The organism is Rhizobium azibense (assembly GCF_004342325.1).
In the GTDB taxonomy this organism is placed as follows: Bacteria; Pseudomonadota; Alphaproteobacteria; order Rhizobiales; family Rhizobiaceae; genus Rhizobium; species Rhizobium etli_B.
In genome coordinates this window covers 140635-165396 of the sequence record NZ_SMBJ01000002.1, presented here as the reverse complement: position 1 = coordinate 165396, position 24762 = coordinate 140635, and the positions used below count along the sequence as shown (strand labels likewise).

The following is a 24762-nucleotide window of genomic DNA, read 5'->3' as shown; positions in this document are numbered from 1 at the left end:
CGAACCTTGATGCCCAACATGGGGGGATCTTATCCCGCCTAAATCAAAAAGTTCGGCCCTCCCGCAATTCCCTCCGGCGGCCGGCCTTTGCTTAAACTCAGAAATCAGCTCCAACCAATATTGGGAAACGAAATGAGCGTTGAAGACAACAAGCGCGTCGTGCGCGAGTTCTGCGACCACTTCAGGAAGTCCAATGCCGACGGTCTGATCGATGTGATGACAGACGATGCGACCTGGTGGGTCAACGGCAAGCCGCATCTCTTTCCGTCGTCGGGCACGAAAACTAAAGAGGAGGCCGCAAAGATGTTCCGTAACATGCTTTCAGCCTATACCGACGGCCTCGATATGCAGATCGTCAGCATCATCGGCGAAGGCGACATCGTGGCGGCCGAAACTCGTTCACACGCTACGACCAGAACCGGGAAAGTATACGAAAACGAGTACGCGCTCCTTTTCACCATCAGGGGCGGCAAGATCGCGAAGGTGCGCGAATACACCGACTTGCTTCACGTCCTGGAAGTGTTCGGGTGATCAAGCCTGTCGCCGGCTTCAACCGCAGTCTCGTGCGTGACCTTGGGCCTAAGGGGATCACCGTTAACACCGTCCATCCTGGTCCAACGGACACCGATATGAACCCCGATGGAGGTCCGGTCTCGAGGATCGTCGGTCCCGGCATGGCGATCGGCCGCTACGGCAAAGATTATGAGATCGCAAGCGTCGTCGCCTACCTCGCGAGCCCGGAAGCAGCCTTCGTGACAGGCGCCGACATCGTCGCCGATGGCGGCTTCACGGCGTGATCCGATCAGCCTCATCTTGATCTTAAGGAAGAAAAGATGTCCACCGGCGTCATCGGTGCCGGCAATATGGGTGCGGCCTTCGCCCGCGCGCTTGTGCGATCGAGCATCCATCGCCGGCAGGTTTGCACAGGTCCCGGGCAGCCGCTACCTGCGCCCAACCTGGTCGGGATTAACTGAGCAAATCATCACATCGCGAGCAAAAGCCTCGTTATTCTGTTGCTCTGTTGGCCTGGTGGGTCGTATAGTCGGTCAAACGACGTCCAGGTGAACCGGACGAACTATCAGGGAAGGAAACCGACTTATGGCCAAAGTCCGTGCGCTGGTACTGGAGCGTCAGCATGAGCTTGCCCTTCGCGAAATTGATCTACCGCTGCAAACCGGACCGGGACAGGTGAAGATCAAGATCCACACCGTCGGCGTGTGCGGTTCGGACGTGCATTATTACACCCACGGCAGGATTGGGCCATTTGTCGTCCGTGAGCCGATGGTGCTTGGGCACGAAGCGGCCGGTACAGTGGTCGAAGTCGGTGAAGGCGTGGCACATCTGAAGGCCGGCGACCGCGTCTGCATGGAACCCGGCATTCCCGATCCGAACTCCAAGGCAAGCCGGCTTGGCATGTACAATGTCGATCCTGCCGTCACCTTCTGGGCGACGCCCCCGGTTCACGGAGTCCTGACGCCAGAAGTGGTTCATCGCGCCAACTACACCTACAAGCTTCCGGACAATGTCAGCTTTGCCGAAGGCGCGATGGTCGAACCATTTGCGGTCGGCATGCAGGCCGCGGCCAAAGCAAAAATCGCACCCGGCGACACGGCCGTCGTTCTCGGCGCCGGCCCGATCGGTACGATGGTGGCGATTGCGGCGCTAGCCGGAGGCTGTGCCCGGGCGATTGTTGCCGATCTCGCCCAGCCGAAGCTCGACATCGCCGCGCAGTATCAGGGCGTCATTCCGGTCAACATCCGCGAGAAAAATCTCGTCGACGAAGTGAGCCGCCTGACCGCCGACTGGGGCGCAGACGTGATCTTCGAGTGCTCCGGGTCGCCAAAGGCTTGGGAAACGATCATGGATCTGGTGCGCCCGGGAGGGGTCATCGTTGCCGTCGGCCTGCCGGTGGATCCCGTCGGCTTCGACATTTCGACGGCTTCGACCAAGGAGGTTCGCATCGAAACGGTCTTCCGCTACGCGCACCAGTACGAGCGATCGATCGCGCTCCTCGGCTCCGGCCGCGTCGACCTCAAGCCGCTGATTTCGGGGGTCTTCCAGTTCGAGGATTCGATCAAGGCTTTCGATCGTGCCGTCGAAGCGCGGCCGACGGATGTCAAGCTGCAGATCGTGATGGAATAAGAGCCTCTCAACTTCTTTCCGGGGCAGAAGGAAATTTCTCAAACCGCCTTTAAATCTCCCAGCACCGTCGGAATCAGTTCCGAGACGGTCGGATGGATCGGCACCGACCATTGCAGGGCAGGGTAGGTCGTTCCGGCATTCATGGCATCGATGATGCCGTGGATTGCCTCGTCGCCTTCGATGCCAAGGATTGCGGCACCGAGAATTCGCTTGCTTTCGACCTCGGCGACGATCTTCATGAATCCCATGGTCTCGCCTCGTTCGCTGGCACGACCGACGCGGCTCATCGGGCGGGACGAGACCATGATGTTTTTGCCGGAAGCGCGCGCTTCCTTCTCCGTCATGCCGACGCGGCCGAGTGGCGGATCGATATAAAGTGCATAGGCGGGAATGCGGCTGCTCACCTTGCGATCGCCACCATCAATCAGGTTGGCTGCGGCGATCTCGAAATCATTATAGGACGTATGCGTAAAGGCTCCGCGGCCGTTGCAGTCGCCGAGCGCGAAGATGCCCTCGACATTGGTCATCAGCCTGTCGTCCACCGTAATGTAGCCGCGCTTGTCCGTCAAAACGCCGGCGGCATCGAGGCCGAGATCGTCGGTGTTCGGCCTGCGGCCGGTTGCAATCAGCACATGACTTGCCTCGATCACCGGCTTGCCGTCGCCGGTGCTGACGGCAACAACATCGCCATTCTTTGCGAATGCGATACGATCTGCCTGAGTGTGAACTGCAATACCTTCGGCGCCGAGTATCTGCGCGATTGCATCGGAGATATCCTCGTCTTCGCGGGAGGCAAGCTTCGGCCCGCGTTCGATGATTGTGACTTCGGCGCCGAAGCGACGGTACATCTGCGCGAATTCGAGACCGATATAGCTGCCGCCTATGACGGCCAGGTGGCGTGGCAGCGTGTCGAGGTGGATGATCGACGTGCTTGTGAGATAGTCGATGTCCTCGATACCGGGAAAATCCGGAATGACCGGGCGAGCACCGACATTCAGAAAGATTTGCGGCGCCGACAGCATCTCGCCGTTGACCATGACTGTCTTCGGACCGGCAAATCTGGCCTGGCCGTAGATCACGTCCATCGTATCCATGCTGCCAAGCCAGCTGATCAGGCCGTTGCGGGCGTTCATGGTAACGGTTTCGGCGCGCTGGCGCACGATCATCATGTCGATCTCGATCTTGCCAGCGATCTTCACGCCGTAATCGCCGCCGCGGCGCGCGACATGGGCGGCCCGGGCACTGGCGACCAGGGTCTTCGTCGGCATGCAGCCGGCATTGACGCAGGTACCGCCAAGAAATTTTCGCTCGATCAGCGCTACGTTCATGCCCTTTTCGGACATGCGGGCGGCGAGGAAGGGGCCGGACTGACCGGCTCCGATAAAGATCGCGTCGTAACTTTTCATGGCACGGCCACCAAGATCAACAGCGCGCCGCCGATGGCGACACCATCTTCGATAAGTGCCGCCGGCAAATCCTTGCCGAAACCCTTCGCAAGCTTGCCGCGGATAAAGGCACCGCCGAGCGTTCCGACAACGGCACCGACGATGCCCGCAATGAGCCCCGCTGTCAGGGAACCATCCGAAGCGCCGATCGTTGCGCCTGCCAATGCACCCATGATCAAACGGGCGCCGAACTGCATCGGCACCTTGCGGCTTGGCGTTGTCGGCAATTGGTCGGTGATCATTTCGACGGCGGCAAGCACCGTGAAAATCCACGGCGTCCACCGGTAGCCCATAAAGGCGAGAGATGTTTGAGAAACGTTGAACCCGCCAAGTGCGGCGCCCCAGGCAACGGCGGCGGGCGCAGTCATGGCCCTGAGGCCGGCAATAATTCCGATCGAAAATGCAAGGAATAGAAGCATATGAGAAACCCCTTCCCCTATTGGTGCTGTATCGGCGACGGCAGCGTTGCACAATCTCCATACGGTTGCAATTGACGCCCCGGCCCATTTTCGAATGCGGAGCTGAGCTTCGATTGGATAAGGATCTTGCATGTCCGATCACGATCGGCATTGCCTCAAGGGGCAGGCTCGGTGCCACTTAAGGGCAACGATGCGCTCGGGCATCGCGGGAAATCTTGTTGCTTCGGTTGCCTCTCGCCGCCGCCGGGCGGAACGCTAATTCGCGAAGGCCTGTATTCCCGTGATGGCGCGGCCGAGGATGAGGGCGTGGATGTCATGCGTACCCTCGTAGGTATTGACGACCTCGAGATTGACGAGGTGGCGGGCGACGCCGAACTCATCGGAGATGCCATTGCCGCCGAGCATGTCGCGGGCGGTGCGCGCAATGTCGAGTGCCTTGCCGCAGGAGTTGCGTTTGAGGATTGAGGTGAGTTCCACCGGCGGACGGCCCTCTTCCATCATGCGGCCGAGCCTCAGGCAGCCCTGCAGGCCGAGCGCGATCTCACTTACCATGTCTGCTAGCTTTTTCTGGATCAACTGATTGGCGGCAAGCGGCCGGTTGAACTGCCTGCGATCGAGGGTGTATTGCCGGGCCGTCGCATAACAGGCTTCGGCCGCACCGAGCGCTCCCCAGGCAATGCCGAAACGGGCGGAATTCAGGCAGGTAAACGGCCCCTTCAGACCGGTCACATCGGGCAGCAGGTTTTCCTCCGGCACGAAAACATTGTCGAGCACGATCTCGCCGGTGATCGAGGCGCGCAGACCCACTTTGCCGTGGATGGCCGGCGCCGTCAGGCCCTTCCAGCCCTTTTCCAGGACAAAACCGCGGATCACGCCGTCCTCAGTCTTGGCCCAGACAATGAAGACATCGGCGATCGGCGCATTGGTGATCCAGGTCTTGGACCCGGTTAGGCTATAGCCGCCATCGACCCTTTTGGCTCGCGTCGCCATCGATCCGGGATCGGAGCCGTGATCCGGTTCGGTGAGCCCAAAGCAGCCGATCCATTCGCCGGTTGCAAGCTTTGGCAGATATTTCTGTTTCTGCGCCTGCGAGCCGAACGCCTCGATCGGCACCATGACGAGGGACGACTGCACGCTCATCATCGAGCGGTAGCCGCTATCGACGCGCTCGACTTCGCGGGCAATCAGGCCGTAGGCCACATAACCCAAGCCTGCTCCGCCGTATTCCGATGCGATCGTCGCACCGAGCAGGCCAAGTTCGCCCATTTCGCGGAAGATCGCCGGATCTGTCCTTTCGCTGCGGAATGCATCGAGCACCCGGGGAGCGAGCTTTTCCTGCGCATAGGCGTTTGCCGTGTCCTGCACCATGCGCTCCTCGTCGCTCAGCTGTTCCACCAGCCGGAAGGGATCGGCCCAGTCGAAGGTTTCGCGGGTATGCTGCATGACGGCGTCTCCTCACCGGTCTTCAGGCAAGCCTGATCAAGCCCGCGATAAACCCGGGCAGCTTCAGCGTCAATTGGAAGGAATATACCGTTGCGCCCTTTTCAAACAGACCCCAATGCTCCAACTTGCCGCCCGATGGGAATCGAAGTGGGGAGTTGAACATGACATCGAGTGGTCTTTTCGTGCATGCCGAAGGCGCTGACTGGATCAGTCCGGAGCCGGGGGTTACCCGCCGGATCATGGTCTACCTGCCCGAGATGATGATGGTTGAAGTCGCCTTCGAAAAAGATGCAATCGGTGCTGCGCATTCGCACCCGCACATCCAGGCGAGCTATGTTGCCGAAGGCAGCTTTGCGGTCACCATCGACGGGAAGACGGAAGTGCTGAAAGAAGGCGGCAGCTTCATCGTGCCGCCCGACCTCGTTCACGGCGTCAAGGCATTGGAGAAGGGGCGGCTGATCGACACCTTCGCGCCGCACCGCGCCGAATTCCTGAAATAGTCATCCGGGCCTTCGCCCGGAATGGATTGCGGCCGCAAACGGCGGGATGAAACGTGCGTCTTCGCCTTTCACGGCCTCCCGCAGAAAGTCGATAACGGCTCGCACGCGCGGCGCTTGTCTCATATCCTGATGACAAGTGACCCAGTAGTTGCGGCAGAGATCCACTTCATCCGGCAGTACGCGCACGAGTTCAGGATAAAGGCTTGCGAAGAAGTAGGGAAGCACGCAAAGCCCCAGGCCGTTTCGCGTCGCCGTCAGCTGCGCAAAGATACTGGAGCTTTGGAACTGCGGCTTGATGCGCGGATGCACGTCGCCAAGATAGTCAAGCCCCGGCGCGAAGATCATCTCCTCGATATAGCTGATGAAGGGATGGTTCAGCAGATCGTCGCGGCAGGTGACCGGCGGGCTCTTGGCAAGATAATCCCGCGAGCCGTAAACCTGCAGATGGTAGTCCGTCAGCTTTTCGGAAAAATACGGGCCGCCCTTCGGCTCGTCCAAGACGACGGTAATGTCCGCTTCCTTGCGCGACAGGGACATGATCTGCTGGATCGTCACAAGCTCAAGCGACAGATGCGGATGGAGAGCTGCAAATTTCGGCAGCACGCTCGCAAAGAAGAAATTCGCAAAACCCTCCGGCGCACTCAATCGCACGACGCCGCGCTGCGTCATCGACCCTGCGGCAAGGTCGGCTCGCAGGCGTTCGGTCTCCTGTTCCATTTTTTCAGCGGTGTCCACGAAGCGCGTACCCATCGCAGTCAGCACGTAGCCGCGCGCGTTGCGCTCGAAAAGCTTGACCTTCAGGGAAAATTCAAGCCGGTCGATGCGTCGCGAGACGGTGGCGTGGCTGCTGCGCAGCTGCCTTGCGGCCGTCGATAGCTGGCCGGTGCGCGCCACGGCTAGAAAAAACTGAAGATCGTCCCAAGTAAATTGCGGAAGATTGCTCATGCAGCGTCGCGCCGTCCAATCTGGGTCTCTGGTCTCATCGCCGATCGCTGCCCAAGAATGGAAAGCGCCCTAGCGTGTCGGTTTCAACCTTCTGTTCAGAAATGAACAGATACTGTTTGTAATTAGCTGTAAACCACCGGTTGCCTCAAGGCCGATTTTCCTTGATCGTAGGCGAAGCGCCGGCTGACTTGAGGAGAGCGGCTGGCCAATTTTGAACAGACGCGCGATCTGGCCATCTCTGGGAGGAGAGACATATGCGAAAGAATCTCATTGCGTCCGTGGCATTCCTGCTTGCCAGCGGCACCGCCGTACTCGCCGATGGAGCTTCCGACGGCAAGGTGAAGATCGGCATCCTCAACGACCAATCCGGCGTCTATGCCGATTTCGGTGGTAAATCGTCCGTTGAAGCCGCCCAGATGGCCGTCGAAGATTTCGGAGGTAAAGTGCTCGACTCTCCAATCGAGATCGTCGACGCCGACCATCAGAACAAGCCGGACATTGCATCGAACATCGCCCGGCAGTGGTACGACACCGAGCAGGTCGACGCTATCATGGAACTGACGACGTCGTCGGTTGCGCTTGCTGTCCAGGCAATTGGCAAAGAAAAGAAGAAGATCGACATCGTCACGGGTGCCGCGACGACGGATCTGACGGGCAAGGCCTGTTCGCCCTACGGCTTCCATTGGGCCTATGATACGCATGCCCTTGCCGTCGGCACCGGTGGCGCACTTGTGAAGCAGGGTGGCGACAGCTGGTTCTTCCTGACGGCGGACTATGCCTTTGGCTATTCGCTGGAACAGCAGACGAGTGATTTCGTAAAGGCCAATGGCGGCAATGTCATCGGCTCCGTCCGGCATCCGCTCGCCAGCCAGGATTTTTCGTCTTTCCTGCTGCAGGCCCAGTCTTCCGGCGCCAAGGTCGTCGGTCTTGCCAATGCAGGCCTCGACACGTCGAACGCAATCAAGCAGGCGGCCGAGTTCGGCATCACGCAGGGCGGCCAGCGCCTGGCGGCGTTGCTCTTCACGCTCGCTGACGTCCATGGCCTTGGCCTCGAAGCCGCTCAAGGCTTGACGCTTACGGAAGGTTATTACTGGAACCGTGACGACGAGAGCCGCGCTTTCGGAAAGAAATTCTTCGATCGCACCGGCAAGATGCCAAACATGATCCACGCCGGAACCTATTCCGCCGTGCTTCAGTACCTGAAGGCAATCCAGAAGGCCGGAACAGACGATACGGATGCCGTCGCCAAGCAACTCCATGAAATGCCGGTCGACGACGTTTTCGGCCGCGGTGGCACCGTCGGCCCGAACGGCCGCATGATCCATGACATGTATCTCCTGCAGGTGAAAAAGCCGGACGAGAGCAAGGAGGCCTGGGACTACTTCGACGTTCTCGCCACCATCCCCGGCAAGGACGCCTACATCGATCCCGCCAAGAGCGGCTGCGATCTGGTGAAATAAGCTCATGGCGGTTCCCGCAACAGAGACGAATGCAACGCCGCGGGTGGTACTCTCCGCCCGCGGCCTTCGCCGGGATTTCGGTGGCTTCACGGCCGTCAAAAATGTCGATCTCGACGTCTATGATGCCAGCGTCCATGCCCTCATCGGACCGAATGGCGCGGGCAAGACGACGGTCTTCAACCTGCTGACCAAGTTTCTGCAGCCGACGCACGGCACGATCACGCTGATGGGGACGGATATCACCAGGACATCGCCGGACAAGGTGGCGCGCATGGGGCTGGTGCGTTCCTTCCAGATTTCGGCGGTCTTCCCGCACCTGTCGGTGCTCGACAATGTGCGTGTCGCCCTGCAGCGTCCGAACAATCTCTCCACGCAGTTCTGGCGGCCGGTGTCTGCACTCGATCGCCTGAACGACCGCGCCGAAGAATTGCTGGCAAATGTCGGCCTTTCCAAGGAGCGCGACCATATTGCCGCTGATCTTTCCTACGGCCGCAAGCGCGTACTGGAGATCGCAACGACGCTTGCGCTCGATCCGAAGGTTCTGCTTCTCGACGAGCCGATGGCCGGTATGGGGCAGGAGGACGTCAGCGTCGTTTCGGCCATCATCCGCGAGGTTGCGCGCGTGCGGGCGGTACTGATGGTCGAACACAATCTTTCTGTCGTTGCCGATATCTGCCAGCAGGTGACCGTACTTCAGCGCGGCGAGATCCTCGCGGAGGGCGATTACGCCTCCGTCAGCCAGGATCCACGCGTCCGCGAGGCCTATATGGGCACGGAGGAAAGTTGATGGTTGCCCTGCTGGAAGTTCGAGGCCTCAATGCCTGGTACGGCGAAAGCCATATTCTGCACGGCGTCGACATGTATGTCGGCGAAGGCGAAACCGTCACTATCCTCGGCCGCAACGGCGTCGGCAAGACAACGACGCTTCGCACGATCACCGGCATCGTGCGGGCCCGCAGGGGCAAGATTAGCTTCGCCGGAGCGGATATGATGCAGGTGCCGCTGCACAAGACGGCACACAAGGGCATCGGCTTCGTGCCTGAGGAGCGCGGCATCTTTTCGACACTGAGCGTGTCGGAAAACCTGCTCTTGCCACCGGTCGTGGCCGAAGGCGGCATGAATCTCGACGAGATCTACGAACTTTTCCCGAATCTTTACGAGCGCCGCGCGAGCGCCGGGACCAAGCTTTCCGGTGGCGAGCAGCAGATGCTGGCGATCGCTCGTGTCCTGCGCACCGGAGTCAAGATGCTGCTGCTCGACGAGCCCACCGAGGGGCTTGCGCCCGTCATCGTCCAACGTATCGGTGAGGTCCTGCGGAAGCTGAAGGAGCGCGGCATGACCATACTGCTCGTCGAACAGAATTTCCGCTTTGCAAGCCGCATTGCAGACCGCTTCTATCTGATGGACCATGGCCAGATGGTGACCGAGTTCCCGGTCGGCGAATTGCCGCAGCGGATGGATACGCTGCACAGTGTGCTGGGAGTGTGATGCCATGACGATGATATTCGGCATCCCCGTGCAGGCCCTTCTCGGCCAGTTGCTGATCGGCCTCATCAACGGTTCTTTCTACGCGCTTTTGAGCCTTGGCCTGGCAATCATTTTCGGCCTGTTGCGCATCATCAATTTTGCCCATGGCGCGCAATACATGCTCGGCGCCTTCGTCGCCTACCTGATGCTCGCCTATGGCGGTATCGGCTACTGGCCCGCGCTTATTCTTGCTCCGCTCGCAGTCGGTCTTTTCGGCGCCGTCGTCGAGCGGCTCTTCTTGCGGAGGCTCTATGGCCTCGATCCACTCTATGGATTGCTGTTCACGTTCGGCATGGCGCTCGCGATCGAAGGGACGTTCCGCTATCTCTACGGTTCTTCCGGCCAGCCCTATGCCACGCCGTCAGCCCTTGCCGGTGGTACCAACCTCGGTTTCATGTTCCTGCCGATCTATCGAGGCTGGGTGGTCGTGATGTCGCTGGTGGTCTGCATCGGCACCTGGCTTCTCATCGAGAAGACCAAGCTCGGAGCCTATCTTCGGGCGGCCACGGAAAATGCCGTGCTTGTGCAGGTCTTCGGGGTCAATGTGCCGGTCCTGCTGACGCTGACCTATGCGTTGGGTGCCGGACTTGCAGCCTTTGCCGGCGTACTGGCTGCACCTGTCTACCAGGTCTCGCCGTTGATGGGGTCCAACATCATTATCGTCGTCTTTGCTGTTGTCGTGGTTGGCGGCATGGGCTCGATCATGGGGGCGATCGTCACCGGCTACGTTCTAGGCGTTGCCGAGGGGCTGACCAAGGTTTTCTATCCGGAAGCGTCGAACATCGTGATCTTCGTGATCATGGCGATCGTGCTTCTCGTCAGGCCCGCGGGCCTTTTCGGCCGGGATGCGTAAGATGACGGACATCACCGAAACCATTCGTGCAGAAAAGAGCCGCACCGCACTGTCGGTACAGGCCGGCTTCCTGATCATCGGCCTTTTGCTCCTGCTGCTCGCACCGTTCTTCTTCTACCCGATCTTTCTGATGAAGCTGCTGTGCTTTGCACTCTTTGCCTGCGCGTTCAACCTTCTGCTCGGCTATACCGGATTGCTTTCCTTCGGGCACGCGACCTTCTTTGGCGGGGCGGCCTATTTCACTGCCTATACCGTCAAGACATGGGGAGTGCCGCCGGAACTCGGCATCCTGATCGGCGTTGCGGGTGCTGCGCTTCTCGGCCTCGTCATGGGCTATATTGCAATTCGCCGGCAGGGCATCTATTTCGCGATGATCACGCTTGCGCTTTCGCAGATGTTTTTCTTCTTCTGCCTGCAGGCGGAATTCACCGAAGGCGAGGACGGCATCCAGTCCGTTCCGAGGGGGCATCTCTTCGGCTTCATCGATTTGAATAATTCCACCAGCATGTACTACTTCGTCCTGGCGGTCTTCGTCATCGGCATGCTTTTGATCTGGCGTTTCATCCATTCGCCCTTCGGCATGATCTTGAAATCGATCCGGGAAAACGAGAACCGAGCGATTTCGCTCGGCTATTCGGTGGCGCGTTACAAGCTCGGCGCCTTCGTGATGTCGGCAGCCCTTGCCGGGTTGGCGGGAGCCTTGAAGTCGCTGGTTTTCCAGTTCGCGACGCTGACGGACGTCGCCTGGCAGATGTCGGGCGAGGTGATCTTGATGACGCTTCTCGGCGGCATAGGCACGCTAATTGGTCCGATCTTCGGGGCGGGGCTTGTCGTGACACTGCAGAACTATCTCGCGACTTCGGAATTTCCCGTTACGATCATCACCGGCGTCGTTTTCATGATCTGCGTGTTGATCTTCCGCCGCGGGATCGTCGGCGAATTCTACGCCTCGTGGATCGGCCGGAAACTGGGCTTCGTGTATCGCCGTTGAGCGGCCGGTGACATCAGATGGATCGCTACGACTATATCATCATCGGCGCTGGCAGTGCGGGCTGTGTGCTGGCAAACCGCCTATCCGAAGACCGCAATAACCGCGTACTACTGCTGGAAGCCGGCGGCAACGACAACTACCACTGGATACACATCCCGGTCGGCTATCTCTACTGCATCAACAATCCGCGCACCGACTGGTGCTTTACAACTGCACCCGAGGAAGGGCTGAACGGCCGGGCTCTGGGCTATCCGCGCGGCAAGGTGCTCGGCGGCTGTTCGTCGATCAACGGCATGATCTATATGCGCGGCCAGGCCCGCGACTACGACCTTTGGCGGCAGATGGGATGCAGCGGCTGGAGTTGGAGCGACATCGTGCCCTTCTTTCGCAGATCGGAGGATTATTACCGCGGCGCCGACGAGATGCATGGTGCAGGTGGCGAATGGCGCGTGGAAAAAGCGCGGGTGCGCTGGGCCGTGCTCGACGCATTCCAGCAGGCGGCTCGGGAAGCCGGCATTCCGATCACGGAGGATTTCAACCGCGGCAGCAACGAAGGCTCCGGCTATTTCGACGTCAACCAGCGCTCCGGTATTCGCTGGAACACGGCAAAGGCCTTCCTCCGGCCGGCTATGAAGCGCGCCAATCTGACTGTTCTGATGAAGGCGCAAGTGCGACGGCTGCTTGTGGAGGAGGGTGCCATTTCCGGCGTCGAATACCAGCACGACGGCATCGCCAAGCGCGCATATGCGGCCAAAGAGACGATCCTTTCTGCCGGTTCCATCGGCTCGCCGCATATCCTGGAGCTCTCCGGCATCGGTCGCGGCGATGTGCTGAACAAGGCCGGGGTCGATGTCGTTGCCGAGGTCAAGGGAGTCGGGGAGAACCTGCAAGACCATCTGCAGCTTCGCCTCGCCTACAAGGTCACCGGCGTGCCGACGCTGAACGAGAAGGCGACAAAGTTGATCGGCAAGGCGGCTATCGGGCTCGAATACCTGATCCGACGATCCGGGCCGATGGCCATGGCACCGAGCCAGCTTGGCATCTTTACGCGCTCGGGGCCAGATAAGGAAACTCCCGACCTGCAGTATCACGTACAGCCGGTCTCGCTCGACAAGTTCGGCGATCCGGTGCACGCCTTTCCGGCCATCACCGCAAGCGTCTGCAATCTGAGGCCGGAAAGCCGCGGCTCCGTGCATCTTGCGAGCCCGGATTTTGCAACGCAGCCGACGATTGCTCCGAAATACCTCTCGACGGAGCGCGATCGCGACATAGCTGTTCGATCAATAAGGCTGACACGGCGGATCGTTTCACAGCCATCCTTTGCGCGCTTTCAGCCCGAGGAGTTCAAACCCGGTCCCTCCTATCAGACGGAGGCCGATCTGGAGCGGGCGGCGGGCGACATCGGCACGACGATCTTCCATCCGGTCGGAACCTGCCGAATGGGCGCAGACAAGGACAGTGTCGTTGATCCGCGGCTGAAGCTGCGCGCGCTCGCCAAGCTCAGGATCGCGGATGCCTCCATCATGCCGTCGATCACGTCAGGCAATACGAATTCTCCAACGATCATGATCGCCGAAAAGGCGGCCGCAATGATTATCGAAGACAACAGATAGGAGGCCACCATGGCACGGATCGCATTTATCGGGCTTGGCAACATGGGCGGGCCGATGGCGGCCAATCTCGTCAAGGCCGGGCATGAGGTGACGGGTTTCGATCTCGCCGCGCCGGTTCTCAAGGCGGCAGAGGAAACCGGCGTGAAACCTGCAAGCCACGCGAGCCAGGCGGTGGCCGGTGCCGAGACTGTCGTCACGATGCTGCCGCAAGGGAAACATGTGCTGGCCGCCTGGTCGGACATTCTCGCTTCCATTGCCGCAGGAGCGCTGGTGATCGACTGCTCGACCATCGACGTCGAAAGTGCGCGTAAGGCCCATGCGATGGCCAAGGCGGCAGGCTGCCTTTCGCTCGACGCTCCCGTCTCCGGTGGAACGGGCGGGGCTGCGGCGGGAACGCTGACTTTCATGGCGGGTGGTTCGCAAGAAAGTTTCGCCAAGGCCAAGCCGATCCTTGAAGCCATGGGCAAGAAGATCGTCCACTGCGGCGAAGCGGGCGCTGGGCAGGCGGCCAAGATCTGTAACAATATGATCCTCGGAATATCGATGATCGGCGTCTGCGAGGCTTTCGTGCTGGCTGAAAAACTCGGCCTCTCGCACCAGGCGCTTTTTGATGTTGCATCGACATCGTCCGGTCAGTGCTGGTCCATCAATACCTATTGCCCGGTGCCGGGACCGGTTCCGACCTCGCCGGCAAACAACGCCTTTAAACCGGGCTTTGCCGCCGCCTTGATGCTGAAGGATTTGCGCCTTTCGCAGGAGGCGGCACTTTCGAGCGGCGCATCAACCCCGCTTGGTGCCGAAGCCGCGCAGCTTTACGCGCTCTTCGAAAAGCAGGGCAATGGCGGAAGGGACTTTTCCGCCATCATCGAGATGTTTCGCAGCAAGGTCTGATTATTTCGCGACGAGCGAAAGGTGAAGCTTGCTGGTCTCGCCAAGAAGGATGTCGATCTTGCCGGGCGAGTTCAGTTCGATCGCGCCGCATAGGGTCCCCGTCGTAATCAGCGCACCTGACTTCAGCGCGCTTTCCGGCCGCAACCTGTCATTGGCGTAGCCGACAAGCCAGGTGAGCACGTCGCCCTTCGGATGCTGCGCGGGGGCATCGTAGACCGGCTGGCCATTGACAGTGACTTTCAGTGGCGTTCCGGTCGCCGTGTCGATGAGCGTTTTCGGCACTTGCGGACCAAGTAATATAGCCGCTGTTTCCGAGGCGATCGGCAAGGAAAAGCAAAAAGCAGGCCCTGCCGCTTTCCTGAATGGCGGAAACCAGGAGTTCTGCGCCGAGATGGACGGTCGCGACTGCATCGGCGACTTCAGCCCGGCTGTAGCCGCTATCGCGGATCGGCAGATCCGTGCCGAGCCGAATGGCAATCTCCGCTTCAAATTTCATGCCGTCGGACCAGATTATTTCGGCACCCGAATCGGCTTCGATATAGGGATGAAGCGGCGCAGCCACAGCCTGGCCATCCGGCGAGGCCGCCACTTTCCACGCACTGCTGGTAATGGCTTGCTCGGCTGCAAGCATATTCTGCGCGTCCATGGCGTGGCGGAGGTCGGTTGGAAGTGCGAAATCGGCAGTCTTTGCCTGCTTGCCTGCATTGCGGAGGCTAAAAAGCCGCGCGGCAAGGGCACGCGGATCGAAGAGCGCGTTTGAATCCGTCATGATATCTCCTGCGCCTGATTCTGAATGAGCCGACATTAGCTGCCGGCTCGAGATGAGGTAAAGAGCACGAATGGAAAGAGCCGTTATTCCATCGCTTTATGCCAGGCGCAACGATACTCCTTGAGACCGGTTATCGTGGCTGGCGTGAAACGTCTTTGCGGACCGGGCGCGGGGCTGATACCGGTCAGCAATGCGGCGCCCTGGCTGGTGCCGGTCGAGCCAGGCAGCGCGCTCACCTCCCGTCCCACCAATGCCGCGAGGACCTTGAGATACGTCTCGTTCAGCGCGAACGGCCCTTCGACGATGACTGGCCCATCGGCGCCAACCAGGCCGAGGCAGGTCTCGGTCATCAAAGCAAGGTAGAGGCACATGGCGGCGTAGCGTTGCGCAGGGCTTGCGCCATCGGCATTCAGCCAGTGCCTCTTGCAGTCGGGAAAGGGGCCGGAGCCGGGGGCCACGTTCGGCAGCAGCATCAGATGTCCTGCAACGACCGGGTCGAGTGCTGCGGCGACGTCTTCCAGCCGAACATTACCAATTTCTGCGGAAAGAATTTCGAACTCGCGCCCGCCCATGAAGCGGGAGGACGGCACGGCCCGGCCATAGGCATCGACATTGGCGAGCGCATCGCGCTCCGGGTCGAGATGGGTGAGATCGCCGCCGACGCCGAAACTTACAACCCATGTTCCAGTGGAGACAACCGCAAAGGGCGCCCTGCGCGCAACGAGATGCGGCAGCAGCGAAGCATTGGAATCATGGATCCCGCAATAGACCGGGACCTCTGTGGCCAGGCCGATCTCGGCGGCGATGACCGGCAGGACGGGGCCGAGCGCGTCGAAAGCAGAGCGGATCGGCGCCATGAGATTGCGAATGCCGAGCCGATCGACGAGCGATGAATATTCGCCTTTTCTTGGGTTCCAGAGATCTGTATGGCAGCCGAGCGAGGTCAGCTCGTTGGCTGTAACGCCCGTCAGCCGTGCCGCCCAATATTGAGGATAGGTGACGATTGTTGCCACCTTTGCGAATTCCAGCCTAAAGGCCGTCTTCTGATAATGAAGCTGGGCGCCGACATTCAGCCCCATCGACTGGCGCGGTGAATAAGTCTCCTCGAAGGAAGGGCGCAGCGCCGTATAGGCGTCTTGGATTTCTTGCGGATATTCATGCTCGTAATCGAGAACCGGCATCGCAATCTTGCCGTCTGCGCTGAGCAGCGCTGCTGACGCGCCATGGGTCGTGATCGAAATCGCGTCGAAGCCGGGCTTTGCCGCGAAAGACTTCAGCGCACCGACTGCAAAATCCCAAAGGCTGTCGATATCATAGTGGGGATAGATGCCGGACCGTATGACTGTATTCGCCGTTTTTGCGGCTGCCGTTTCCCTGCCGGTTTGACCGTCGAGCACGACGACTTTTGCATTCGTCTTGCCGATATCGAAAACGGCGATACGGCGGTATTCGGGCGGCTTGGTCATGGCATGTGAAAGACGGTGATGAGGTCGCTCTGTCGCGGTGAATTGTCCGGATTTGTTTCCATGATGTCGGCCATATGGCCCCACCACTTTTTCATGAGAGGATGTTCCGGCAGACTCGCCATCGTGTGATCCTTCGGCCGCGTCAGCACTCCGAAGAGCGTGTTCGTCTCGCGGTCGAGATGGATCGAATAGTCGCTCGCGCCGGACATGTGCAGCAGCTCGACGAGTTCCGGCCAGATCTCGTCGTGCCGCTTCTTGTACTCCGCTTCCATGCCCGGATTGAGCTTCATCTTGAAGGCGTGTTTTTCAAAGGTCATCTGGAACTCATGGCTTTGATACGTCGGGCGACGATCGGAATGGCAATTGTGATGATGAGCAGCAAGCCGATGAAGATCGACATGACGATGCCCGGAACGTTGAGGAGGCCCAGGCCGAAGGTAACGAGACCCATGACGAAGGCTGCGATAACGACGCCGCCGATCGTGCCCGAGCCGCCGAGGATCGAGACGCCGCCGAGCACGACCATGGTGACGACTTCGAGCTCCCAGCCCTGCGCAATCGAGGGACGGGTGGAGCCAAGGCGCGAGGTGAGACACACTGCTGCGATACCGCTCATCACCCCGGTCAGCATGAAGAGGATAAATTTCACGCGTTCCACCGGAATTCCGGAGAAGCGGGCGGCAAAATCGTTATTGCCGATCGTATAGACCTGGCGGCCGAAGTTCGTGGCGTGCAGCAGGATGGCAAAGAGGATTGCCAGCAGGAAGAACAACACGAATTCAAAGGAAAACACCCAGACAACATAACCTTGGCCGAAGTAGGCGAAATCGGCGGGATATTTGCCATATGCCTGGTCCCCCAGCACGATATAGGAGATGCCGCGGAAGAGGCTCATCGTGCCGATGGTGACGACGATCGACGGCAGTTTCAGCACGGAAACGAGGACGCCGTTGAAAACTCCGCACACCAGACCCGTACCGACGCCGATCAGCACGAGGCCTGGTGTCGCGATACCGGCCTGCGCAGCCGCTCCCATGGCCGTCGATGCAAGCGCGATGATGGCTGCAACCGAAAGGTCGATCTCGCCTGCGATCACAAGCAGCGCCATGGCAAAGGCGATCATCGCTTTTTCGGTGAAATTGAAGGTTGCGTCCGAAAGGTTCCACGCATTCAGGAAGTAGGGTGATGCCATGGAGTTGAAGACGAAAATCAAGATGGCAACGCCGAAAAGCAGTACTTCCCAGCTGGCCATGATGCGGCGGAACGGTGTGCCGAGACGATCGGGAATGACGCGCTTTTCGGTTGGGGCGGGAATGGTGCTCATGCGGCGACCTCCGCTGGAGTTTCTGCAGCTGCCTTGTCGCGCAGGATGATACGGCCGCGACTGCGCTCGCGCCGGGCATTGAAGACGACAGCAAGGATGATGACGGTGCCTGAGATCGCCATTTGTGTGAAGGGCGAGATGCCGATGACGGGAAGCGCATTCTTGATGACGCCGAGGAAGAGTGCGCCGAGCACCGTGCCGATGACCGACCCGACGCCGCCGGCGATCGAGATGCCGCCGATGACGCAGGCGGCGACGCTGTCGAGCTCAAAGCCGCTGGCGATATCGACATAGGCGACCGCATAACGCGAGACCCACAGGTAGCTTGCAAGGCCGGCAAGTGAACCGGACAGCACGAAGGCCAGGAATTTCGTCCAACCGGTATCGATGCCAGCATAGACGGCCGCCGTCGGGTTGCCACCAGTCGCATAGGCCGATCTTCCGAACTGGGTATGTTTCAACAGAATGTACATCACGAGTACGATTGCGATCCCGACCCAGCTCAAAACCGGCAGGCCGAGGATGGGCGTGCGGGGCACGGAAAGGAAGGCCGGTGTCATCTGGTGGGCGTTCACCCAAGCACCGCCGGAGAGCACGAAGGCCATGCCGCGGTAGATGGTCAGCGTCCCGAGCGTGACGACGATCGGGGGGATTTCAAGCGCCCAGACAAGAAAGCCGTTGATCGCACCGAGGCAGGCGCCGATCGCAATCGCTGCAAGGATCAGGACGACCAGGGGCAGACTGGGAAAGGCAGCATTCATCATCGCGATTGCCATGCCAGTGAAGGCGAGATTGGCGGCGACCGAAAGGTCAATCGATTTGGTCAGGATGACGGTCATCTGCGCGAGCGCCAGGATGATAAGGATGGAGGTATCGTTGAAGATGCCGGCGAGGTTTGAGGGCGTCGCAAAATCTGCAGCGCGCACCGAAAAGACCCCGATCATCAAGACGATGATGAGGAAGAGCAGGGTTTCGCGTTTTCTGATCAGTCGTGCCATTCCATCACCTCATGCATTTCCCGTCGCTGCACGCACCAGTGTCTCTGGCGAAAGCTCTGCGCGCTCGAACAGACCGGCCGACAACCCCTCCTTCATCACCAGGACACGGTCCGACATGCCGATGATTTCCGGCAGCTCAGAGGAGATCATGATGATCGAGAGCCCTTCGGCGGCAAGCTCGCTGATGAAGCCGTGGACGGCCGCCTTGGAACCGATATCGATGCCCTTGGTCGGCTCGTCGAGGATGATGACCTTGGGCTGCGTCGCCAGCCATTTTCCGATGACGACTTTTTGCTGATTGCCGCCAGACAGCGTGCCAACGGGGACCGACAGTGCGGCTGCGCGAAGGTCAAGCCGCTCGGCGTATTTACGGGCCAGCGCAAATTCGTTGGCGGCCTTCAAGAAGCCCTTGCGCGAAGTGCGCGTCAGTGAAGGCAACGTCATGTTCTGATAGATCGGCATCGGCAGCGCCAGGCCATGGCGGCCGCGCTCTTCCGGCACATAGACGATGCCGGCACGGATGGCGTCGAGGGGTGAAGCCATCGAAATTTCCTTGCCGTCGAGCATGAGCCGGCCGGAGAGCGGCTTGGTTATGCCGAAAAGCGACTGGCAAAGTTCCGAGCGTCCAGCGCCGATCAGGCCATAGACGCCGAGGATTTCGCCCTTGCGAAGCGTGAAGGAAATATTCCGGAATTCCGTTCGGTGACAATAATCCTGGACTTCGAGAACGGGGCCGCCGATCTCTACCGGAAACTTCGGAAACACGTTCTCGACATCGCGGCCGACCATGAGCTTGACGATCGCGTCCTGCGGCGTTTCCTTCAGCCTGCCGTTTCCCACGGCGCGCCCGTCGCGGAAGACGACGAAGTTGTCGGCAATCTCGTAAAGTTCGTCGAACTTGTGGCTTATGAAAAGGATCGCTTTGCCCTTTTCCTTCAGGGCCTCAATGATGCGGAAGAGATCGTCGATCTCCTTGCGCGAAAGTGCAGCCGTCGGTTCATCCATGATGACGATGCGGGCTTCGATCGAAAGCGCGCGTGCAATTGCAACCAGATGACGCTGTGCGATCGAGAGGTCCTTGAGCCGGATTGTCGGATCGATGCTGCTTTCGAGTGAAATCAACAGCTCCTTCGAGCGGCTGTTCATCGACTTCCAGTCGATGGTGCGCAACTTTGTGAGCGGGGCATGGCCGAGAAAGATATTTTCGGCAACCGTCAATTCGTCGAAGAGGACAGTTTCCTGATGGATGGCAGTGACGCCTGCATCGATTGCGGCTTGCGCACTGGCGAAGGTGACGGGCTGGCCGTCGACGAAGATTTCGCCTTCGTTCGGCCTGTAGATGCCGGTCAGGATCTTGACGAGCGTGGATTTGCCTGCGCCGTTTTCGCCGATCAGCGCGGTCACCTTGCCGCTATAGAGTGCGATGCTGACCTTGTCGAGCGCCTTTACGCCTGGAAAGATCTGCGAAATGCCCCGCATTTCGAGAATGGCAGGCGCCTGTGCGGCCTTGCGGTCCGTGGCGGTTTGTTGAAGGGCAGTGTTCATCAGCGCTTTACCGGTGTCGAATGAGAAATCCCGGCGGCCCAAGGCCGCCGGGCTTCTTGCGTGATGGTCCGGATCAGAAGACCTTGGAGAACTGGTCGATGTTCGAAGCGTTGTAGACGAAGGGATCTGCCATTGCGGCCTCGCCATTGTCGCCAACCTTGATCTTGCCCATGCGCCCGGTTTCGATCTCGCTGCCGGGTTTGCCGTCGGTCTCACCCTTGACGAGGCGATAGGCGATCTGCGTGGCCGAATAGCCGAGGTCGATCGGGTTCCAGATGGCGAATTCCTTCGTGGCGCCCGACTTGATTGCACCGGCCATTTCAGACGGCAGGCCGAGACCCGTGACATAGACCTTACCGATGAGGCCCTTGTCTTCGACGACCTTGGATGCCGCCAGAACGCCGACAGTCGTCGGAGCGACGATGACCTTCACATTCGGGTTCGACTTCAAGAGGCCTTCGGCTTCGCGGTAGGACTTGTCGGAAAGATCGTCGCCGTAAACGGTCGTGACGAGGTTCAGGCCGGGGAAATCCTTGAGCTGCTTCTTCATCTGATCGATCCAGATGTTCTGGTTCGTCGAGGTAGTCGTTGCCGAAAGGATCCCGAAATCTCCCTTGCCGCCGTCGAGGTGGTTTTTCGCAAGAGTGAGGCACATCTTGCCGATCAACTCGTTGGACGACGGGTTGAGCTGCAGGATGCGTCCTTCAGGAGCGACACCGGAATCCCAGGAAATGACCTTGATGCCGCGCTGGGTAGCCTTCTTCAAAGCCGGAACGACTGCGTCAGGGTCGTTCGCCGAAATCGCGATGGCGTCGACGCCCTGTGCGATCAGCGAATTGATGACTTCGATCTGGCCTTCGGCCGTCGTCGAGGTCGGGCCGGTATAGATCACTTCGACGTCGCCGAGCTCCTTGGCGGCTTCCTGGGCGCCCTTGTTGGCCGCGTCGAAGAAGCCGTTGCCGAGTGACTTGACCACAAGGCCGATCTTCATGTCGGCAGCACTGGCCGTGCCTGCCATCATGGCGACGGCGAGTGCGACGCCCACAGCGAGTTTCTTTGCGAGTTTCATGCTTTCATCCTCCCACGTTGATTAAGACTAACTACACCTGGACGGCGCTTCTCAGGCGACCGACGAGGAATCCTCCTTCACCGATTGCAGGCCAGCGCTCGCGACGACGAGCTTGATGCCTGCATCCTCGATCATCCTGACGGAATCTTCCTGGATGCCATCGTCTGTGATGATCGTCGAAACACGCTCGAGGGGGCACAGAATGAGGCTCGACCGACGTCGAAACTTGCTGGAATCGACCATGACGACGAGCTCGTCGGCCTGATGCATCAGCTTCTGTTCGCTTTGAATGATCTGCGCGTCGGCTTCCATGATGCCGAGCGGGCCGACGCCCTGAGCCCCTATGAAAAAGCGGCGTGCATAGAAATTGCGGATGGCGTCATTGTCGAAGGGCGACAGAATGAGGCTCTGTTCACGATAGATCACACCGCCCGGCACCGTCACCGTATTCTTTGTGTGCTTTACCAGGTGTTCGGCGATCGCGAAAGAATTGGTCATGACCTGCATGCGGTGCGCCGACATGAAGTGTACCATCTGAAATGTCGTCGTGCCGCCATTGATGATGATCGCATCGCCTGGGTCGCACAGATCCACGGCGACGCGCGCAATTGCGCGCTTTTTATCGATATTGACCGATTCTGAAACTCTAAAGGGGCGTCCTGCGAGATTGCCGAGCTGCGGCGGATGGACGGCTTCAGCGCCGCCGCGAACGCGTCGGATCTTGCCCTGCACATGGAGAGCCGCGATGTCGCGCCGGATCGTAGCTTCGGAAGCTTCGGTCAGCTCGGCAATATCCTGGATCGTGACCACTGACTTTTCCTGAACTGCGCTCAGGATGATGCGATGGCGTTCGCGTTCGTGCATTTGGCTCCTCCCCTGTTCGTATTTATTTCGTATCCATTAACAGCTGTCAATCAAAAACGATCAGAAATTTTCATATTGCGCTGCACAATAGTCGTTTCTGATCGTTTTCGATTGACAATATGCATTTTGATGAGCGATACCGTCACCGGTTACAGCGTGGCTTTCGTCTGCGCATAGGCACACAAGGGAGGATGACATGGCGGCCACCGTCCGGCTACTTGAGAACCGTTGGGATGACTCTTACGCAACAGGGCTCGACGAGCCCGGCAAGCTGCTTTACCGGTCGAACCTCCTTGGCGCTGACAAGCGCATCACCAATTACGGCGGCGGCAACACCTCGGCAAAGGTGATGGAAACGGATCCACTGACCGGCGAGAAGGTGAAAGTTCTCTGGGTCAAGGGGTCTGGCGGCGATGTCGGGACCATTAAGCTCGATGGCTTTGCGACGCTCTATCAGGACAAGCTTGATTCACTGAAGGGCATCTACAAGGGCGTCGAAGACGAAGATCGCATGGTCGGCTTTTTGCCGCATTGCACCTTCAACCTGAATTCACGCGCCGCCTCGATCGATACGCCGCTGCATGGATTTGTGCCCTTCACGCATGTCGACCATATGCATCCGGACGCCATCATTGCGATCGCAGCAGCCAGGAACTCCAAGGAACTGACGAAAGAGGTCTTCGGCGACGAGATCGGCTGGCTGCCCTGGCGCCGCCCCGGCTTTCAGCTCGGTCTCGATCTTGAAGCCTTCGTCAAGGCAAACCCGGATGCCAAGGGTGTCGTTCTCGAAAGCCACGGTCTCTTCACCTGGGCGAACGACGCCAGGGCCTGCTACGAGCTGACGCTTGCCGTCATCAACAAGGCAATCGAATGGTTCGCCCAGCAGACTGAAGGCAAAAAGATCTTCGGCGGCCAGGCAACGCAAAGCCTGCCCTTGGCTGAACGCCGGGCCATCGCTGCCCGCCTGATGCCGGAAATCCGCGGGCGGATCGGCAAGCAGGAGCGCAAGCTCGGCCATTTCGATGATCAGGATGGCGTGCTCGAATTCGTCAACTCGAAGGATCTCCGTTCCCTCGGCGCGCTCGGTACCAGCTGCCCGGATCATTTCCTGCGCACCAAGATCCGCCCGCTGATCCTCGACCTCGACCCGGAAAAACCGGACGTGGAGTCGATCGTTGGCGGTCTCGACAAGGCTCTGGAAGACTATCGTGTCGATTACGCGCGCTATTACAATGACTGCAAACACGACAATTCACCGGCAATGCGAGATGCCAATCCGGTCATCTTCCTTATTCCCGGCGTCGGCATGGTGTCCTTCGCCCGCGACAAGGCGACGGCCCGCATCGCAAGCGAATTTTACGTCAACGCCATCAACGTGATGCGCGGTGCCTCGACGGTCTCCCAATATCAGGGTCTGCCTGAACAGGAAGCCTTCGATATTGAATACTGGCTCTTGGAAGAGGCAAAGCTGCAGCGCATGCCAAAGCCGAAGAGCCTTGCCGGCAAGGTGGCCTTTGTTACCGGCGGCGCCGGCGGCATCGGCCGTGCGACGGCGGCCCGTCTGGTAGGCGAGGGCGCCTGCGTGGTTCTTGCCGATATCGATCAGTCGGCACTGGAGGCGACGGAAGCCGAATTCGTGAAGAAGTATGGTGCGGATGCGGTGCGCAGCGTCAAGCTCGACGTCACCAAGGAAGATGCGGTGGTCTCGTCCTTTGCCGAATCCTGCGTCGAGTTTGGCGGCATCGACATCCTCGTTTCGAACGCCGGTATTGCGTCTTCAGCGCCCATCGAAAACACCGAGCTCTCGATGTGGAATAAGAACATCGACATTCTGGCGACCGGCTACTTCCTGGTTTCGCGCGAAGCCTTCCGCCTGTTCCGCCGCCAGAACCTCGGCGGCAACGTCGTCTTCGTCGCCTCCAAGAACGGCCTTGCCTCCTCGCCGAATGCGGCTGCCTATTGCACGGCGAAGGCAGCCGAGATCCACTTGGCCCGCTGCCTGGCGCTGGAAGGGGCAGAAGCAGGCATTCGCGTGAATACCGTGAACCCGGATGCGGTGCTGCGCGGCTCGAAGATCTGGAGCGGCGAGTGGCGCGAACAGCGTGCAGCTTCATCGAAGATCGAGGTAGACGACCTGGAGGAACACTACCGCAGGCGCTCGATGTTGAAGCTCAACGTCTTTCCCGAAGATATCGCAGAGGCGATTTATTTCCTCGCGTCGGATCTTTCGGCGAAATCCACCGGCAACATCATCAACGTCGATGCCGGCAACGCCCAAAGCTTCCCGCGCTAGAGATCTACTTCCGCAGTATCACCCAGATTGCATGAATGATCCCGGGCAGGTAGCCGCAAAGCGTCAGTAGGATATTGAGCCAGAAATGCAGGCCGAGCCCGACCTGCAGGAAGACGCCAAGTGGCGGCAGGATGATCGCGAGAAGGATGCGGATGACGTCCACTGAAGCCTCGTGGCGGGTGGGATAATAAAGCAGTTAAACGCA

General features: G+C 59.6%; 23 protein-coding genes and 2 pseudogenes. 12 read left to right on the top strand and 13 right to left on the bottom strand.

The window, feature by feature from the left end:
- Positions 1–132: 132 nt before the first annotated feature.
- From EV130_RS04935 to EV130_RS04925, 3 genes and pseudogenes are all read left to right on the top strand, one after another.
- Entirely contained in the window at positions 133–531 is a 399-nt protein-coding gene (locus EV130_RS04935; protein ID WP_074064788.1) for a nuclear transport factor 2 family protein, read from the top strand.
- Positions 532–539: 8 nt separating this feature from the next.
- Positions 540–797: pseudogene (locus EV130_RS04930) on the top strand (SDR family oxidoreductase); the annotation flags it as partial.
- A gap of 301 nt (positions 798–1098) precedes the next feature.
- Positions 1099–2142 (top strand): NAD(P)-dependent alcohol dehydrogenase, encoded by a 1044-nt coding sequence (locus tag EV130_RS04925; RefSeq protein WP_074064787.1) that lies wholly within the window; start codon positions 1099–1101, stop codon positions 2140–2142.
- Between the two features lie 38 nt (positions 2143–2180).
- Here EV130_RS04925 and EV130_RS04920 read toward each other — a convergent pair whose 3' ends face one another.
- From EV130_RS04920 to EV130_RS04910, 3 genes are all read right to left on the bottom strand, one after another.
- Positions 2181–3548 (bottom strand): FAD-containing oxidoreductase, encoded by a 1368-nt coding sequence (locus EV130_RS04920; protein ID WP_132552975.1) that lies wholly within the window; start codon positions 3546–3548, stop codon positions 2181–2183.
- The gene (locus EV130_RS04915) at positions 3545–4006 is read right to left on the bottom strand and encodes a DUF4126 family protein (RefSeq protein WP_074064785.1); all 462 of its coding nucleotides are present in this window, start codon (positions 4004–4006) and stop codon (positions 3545–3547) included. The genes EV130_RS04920 and EV130_RS04915 overlap by 4 nt, the downstream gene beginning before the upstream one ends.
- 255 nt (positions 4007–4261) lie before the next feature.
- Complete coding sequence (locus tag EV130_RS04910) at positions 4262–5449, bottom strand: acyl-CoA dehydrogenase (RefSeq protein WP_074064784.1); 1188 nt, start codon at positions 5447–5449, stop codon at positions 4262–4264.
- A 161-nt stretch (positions 5450–5610) separates the two neighbouring features.
- On the opposite strand from EV130_RS04910, the gene EV130_RS04905 reads away from it, so the two are divergent.
- Complete coding sequence (locus EV130_RS04905; protein WP_074064783.1) at positions 5611–5949, top strand: cupin domain-containing protein; 339 nt, start codon at positions 5611–5613, stop codon at positions 5947–5949.
- Here the strand turns inward: EV130_RS04905 and EV130_RS04900 are convergent, their stop codons facing one another.
- Positions 5950–6894 carry a LysR family transcriptional regulator gene (locus tag EV130_RS04900; RefSeq protein WP_074064782.1) on the bottom strand — a complete coding sequence of 315 codons (945 nt, stop codon included), beginning with the start codon at positions 6892–6894 and terminating at the stop codon, positions 5950–5952. It abuts the gene before it with no gap.
- Between the two features lie 254 nt (positions 6895–7148).
- On the opposite strand from EV130_RS04900, the gene EV130_RS04895 reads away from it, so the two are divergent.
- The 7 genes from EV130_RS04895 to mmsB are packed head-to-tail and all read left to right on the top strand — an operon-like array spanning position 7149 to position 14229.
- Positions 7149–8354 carry an ABC transporter substrate-binding protein gene (locus EV130_RS04895; protein ID WP_074064781.1) on the top strand — a complete coding sequence of 402 codons (1206 nt, stop codon included), beginning with the start codon at positions 7149–7151 and terminating at the stop codon, positions 8352–8354.
- Positions 8355–8358: 4 nt separating this feature from the next.
- The gene (locus EV130_RS04890) at positions 8359–9141 is read left to right on the top strand and encodes an ABC transporter ATP-binding protein (protein ID WP_074064780.1); all 783 of its coding nucleotides are present in this window, start codon (positions 8359–8361) and stop codon (positions 9139–9141) included.
- The gene (locus EV130_RS04885) at positions 9141–9842 is read left to right on the top strand and encodes an ABC transporter ATP-binding protein (RefSeq protein ID WP_074064779.1); all 702 of its coding nucleotides are present in this window, start codon (positions 9141–9143) and stop codon (positions 9840–9842) included. The genes EV130_RS04890 and EV130_RS04885 overlap by 1 nt, the downstream gene beginning before the upstream one ends.
- 4 nt (positions 9843–9846) lie before the next feature.
- Positions 9847–10734 carry a branched-chain amino acid ABC transporter permease gene (locus EV130_RS04880; RefSeq protein ID WP_074064778.1) on the top strand — a complete coding sequence of 296 codons (888 nt, stop codon included), beginning with the start codon at positions 9847–9849 and terminating at the stop codon, positions 10732–10734.
- A gap of 1 nt (position 10735) precedes the next feature.
- Complete coding sequence (locus EV130_RS04875) at positions 10736–11725, top strand: branched-chain amino acid ABC transporter permease (RefSeq protein ID WP_074064777.1); 990 nt, start codon at positions 10736–10738, stop codon at positions 11723–11725.
- 17 nt (positions 11726–11742) lie between these two features.
- Complete coding sequence (locus EV130_RS04870; RefSeq protein WP_074064776.1) at positions 11743–13338, top strand: GMC family oxidoreductase; 1596 nt, start codon at positions 11743–11745, stop codon at positions 13336–13338.
- Positions 13339–13347: 9 nt separating this feature from the next.
- The gene (gene mmsB, locus EV130_RS04865; protein ID WP_074064775.1) at positions 13348–14229 is read left to right on the top strand and encodes a 3-hydroxyisobutyrate dehydrogenase; all 882 of its coding nucleotides are present in this window, start codon (positions 13348–13350) and stop codon (positions 14227–14229) included.
- Here the strand turns inward: mmsB and EV130_RS04860 are convergent.
- The 8 genes and pseudogenes from EV130_RS04860 to EV130_RS04825 form a co-directional block, all read right to left on the bottom strand.
- Positions 14230–14998 (bottom strand): annotated as a pseudogene (locus tag EV130_RS04860) (fumarylacetoacetate hydrolase family protein).
- Between the two features lie 83 nt (positions 14999–15081).
- Positions 15082–16464 carry an FGGY-family carbohydrate kinase gene (locus EV130_RS04855; RefSeq protein WP_074064773.1) on the bottom strand — a complete coding sequence of 461 codons (1383 nt, stop codon included), beginning with the start codon at positions 16462–16464 and terminating at the stop codon, positions 15082–15084.
- Positions 16461–16781, bottom strand: a complete 321-nt coding sequence (gene rhaM / locus EV130_RS04850) for an L-rhamnose mutarotase (protein WP_132552976.1) — start codon at positions 16779–16781, stop codon at positions 16461–16463. Before rhaM ends, EV130_RS04855 begins: the two co-directional genes overlap by 4 nt.
- Complete coding sequence (locus EV130_RS04845) at positions 16778–17788, bottom strand: ABC transporter permease (RefSeq protein WP_132552977.1); 1011 nt, start codon at positions 17786–17788, stop codon at positions 16778–16780. The genes rhaM and EV130_RS04845 overlap by 4 nt, the downstream gene beginning before the upstream one ends.
- Positions 17785–18786: an ABC transporter permease gene (locus tag EV130_RS04840; RefSeq protein WP_132552978.1), complete on the bottom strand. Its 1002-nt coding sequence runs from the start codon at positions 18784–18786 to the stop codon at positions 17785–17787. The genes EV130_RS04845 and EV130_RS04840 overlap by 4 nt, the downstream gene beginning before the upstream one ends.
- Before the next feature lie 9 nt (positions 18787–18795).
- On the bottom strand, positions 18796–20331 hold the full coding sequence (locus EV130_RS04835; RefSeq protein ID WP_132552979.1) for a sugar ABC transporter ATP-binding protein: 1536 nt from the start codon (positions 20329–20331) through the stop codon (positions 18796–18798).
- A gap of 73 nt (positions 20332–20404) precedes the next feature.
- Positions 20405–21400 (bottom strand): rhamnose ABC transporter substrate-binding protein, encoded by a 996-nt coding sequence (gene rhaS / locus EV130_RS04830; RefSeq protein ID WP_132659490.1) that lies wholly within the window; start codon positions 21398–21400, stop codon positions 20405–20407.
- 51 nt (positions 21401–21451) lie between these two features.
- Complete coding sequence (locus EV130_RS04825; RefSeq protein ID WP_132552981.1) at positions 21452–22264, bottom strand: DeoR/GlpR family DNA-binding transcription regulator; 813 nt, start codon at positions 22262–22264, stop codon at positions 21452–21454.
- Positions 22265–22460: 196 nt separating this feature from the next.
- Here EV130_RS04825 and EV130_RS04820 point away from each other — a divergent pair, with 196 nt between their 5' ends.
- Positions 22461–24557: a bifunctional rhamnulose-1-phosphate aldolase/short-chain dehydrogenase gene (locus tag EV130_RS04820; protein WP_074064767.1), complete on the top strand. Its 2097-nt coding sequence runs from the start codon at positions 22461–22463 to the stop codon at positions 24555–24557.
- Positions 24558–24561: 4 nt separating this feature from the next.
- Here the strand turns inward: EV130_RS04820 and EV130_RS04815 are convergent, their stop codons facing one another.
- Positions 24562–24720 carry a YqaE/Pmp3 family membrane protein gene (locus tag EV130_RS04815; RefSeq protein ID WP_074064766.1) on the bottom strand — a complete coding sequence of 53 codons (159 nt, stop codon included), beginning with the start codon at positions 24718–24720 and terminating at the stop codon, positions 24562–24564.
- Positions 24721–24762 lie beyond the last annotated feature (42 nt).

What these genes read in the sequence shown, in the direction of transcription:
- mmsB (WP_074064775.1), top strand. Translation starts at nt 13,348, where the DNA reads ATGGCACGGATCGCATTTATCGGGCTTGGCAACATGGGCGGGCCGATG.
- rhaM (WP_132552976.1), bottom strand. Translation starts at nt 16,781, where the DNA reads ATGACCTTTGAAAAACACGCCTTCAAGATGAAGCTCAATCCGGGCATG.
- EV130_RS04925 (WP_074064787.1), top strand. Translation starts at nt 1,099, where the DNA reads ATGGCCAAAGTCCGTGCGCTGGTACTGGAGCGTCAGCATGAGCTTGCC.
- EV130_RS04905 (WP_074064783.1), top strand. Translation starts at nt 5,611, where the DNA reads ATGACATCGAGTGGTCTTTTCGTGCATGCCGAAGGCGCTGACTGGATC.
- EV130_RS04845 (WP_132552977.1), bottom strand. Translation starts at nt 17,788, where the DNA reads ATGAGCACCATTCCCGCCCCAACCGAAAAGCGCGTCATTCCCGATCGT.
- EV130_RS04900 (WP_074064782.1), bottom strand. Translation starts at nt 6,894, where the DNA reads ATGAGCAATCTTCCGCAATTTACTTGGGACGATCTTCAGTTTTTTCTA.
- EV130_RS04880 (WP_074064778.1), top strand. Translation starts at nt 9,847, where the DNA reads ATGACGATGATATTCGGCATCCCCGTGCAGGCCCTTCTCGGCCAGTTG.
- EV130_RS04835 (WP_132552979.1), bottom strand. Translation starts at nt 20,331, where the DNA reads ATGAACACTGCCCTTCAACAAACCGCCACGGACCGCAAGGCCGCACAG.
- EV130_RS04875 (WP_074064777.1), top strand. Translation starts at nt 10,736, where the DNA reads ATGACGGACATCACCGAAACCATTCGTGCAGAAAAGAGCCGCACCGCA.
- EV130_RS04935 (WP_074064788.1), top strand. Translation starts at nt 133, where the DNA reads ATGAGCGTTGAAGACAACAAGCGCGTCGTGCGCGAGTTCTGCGACCAC.
- EV130_RS04870 (WP_074064776.1), top strand. Translation starts at nt 11,743, where the DNA reads ATGGATCGCTACGACTATATCATCATCGGCGCTGGCAGTGCGGGCTGT.
- EV130_RS04915 (WP_074064785.1), bottom strand. Translation starts at nt 4,006, where the DNA reads ATGCTTCTATTCCTTGCATTTTCGATCGGAATTATTGCCGGCCTCAGG.
- EV130_RS04855 (WP_074064773.1), bottom strand. Translation starts at nt 16,464, where the DNA reads ATGACCAAGCCGCCCGAATACCGCCGTATCGCCGTTTTCGATATCGGC.
- EV130_RS04895 (WP_074064781.1), top strand. Translation starts at nt 7,149, where the DNA reads ATGCGAAAGAATCTCATTGCGTCCGTGGCATTCCTGCTTGCCAGCGGC.
- EV130_RS04820 (WP_074064767.1), top strand. Translation starts at nt 22,461, where the DNA reads ATGGCGGCCACCGTCCGGCTACTTGAGAACCGTTGGGATGACTCTTAC.
- EV130_RS04920 (WP_132552975.1), bottom strand. Translation starts at nt 3,548, where the DNA reads ATGAAAAGTTACGACGCGATCTTTATCGGAGCCGGTCAGTCCGGCCCC.
- EV130_RS04840 (WP_132552978.1), bottom strand. Translation starts at nt 18,786, where the DNA reads ATGGCACGACTGATCAGAAAACGCGAAACCCTGCTCTTCCTCATCATC.
- EV130_RS04825 (WP_132552981.1), bottom strand. Translation starts at nt 22,264, where the DNA reads ATGCACGAACGCGAACGCCATCGCATCATCCTGAGCGCAGTTCAGGAA.
- EV130_RS04885 (WP_074064779.1), top strand. Translation starts at nt 9,141, where the DNA reads ATGGTTGCCCTGCTGGAAGTTCGAGGCCTCAATGCCTGGTACGGCGAA.
- EV130_RS04910 (WP_074064784.1), bottom strand. Translation starts at nt 5,449, where the DNA reads ATGCAGCATACCCGCGAAACCTTCGACTGGGCCGATCCCTTCCGGCTG.
- EV130_RS04890 (WP_074064780.1), top strand. Translation starts at nt 8,359, where the DNA reads ATGGCGGTTCCCGCAACAGAGACGAATGCAACGCCGCGGGTGGTACTC.
- rhaS (WP_132659490.1), bottom strand. Translation starts at nt 21,400, where the DNA reads ATGAAACTCGCAAAGAAACTCGCTGTGGGCGTCGCACTCGCCGTCGCC.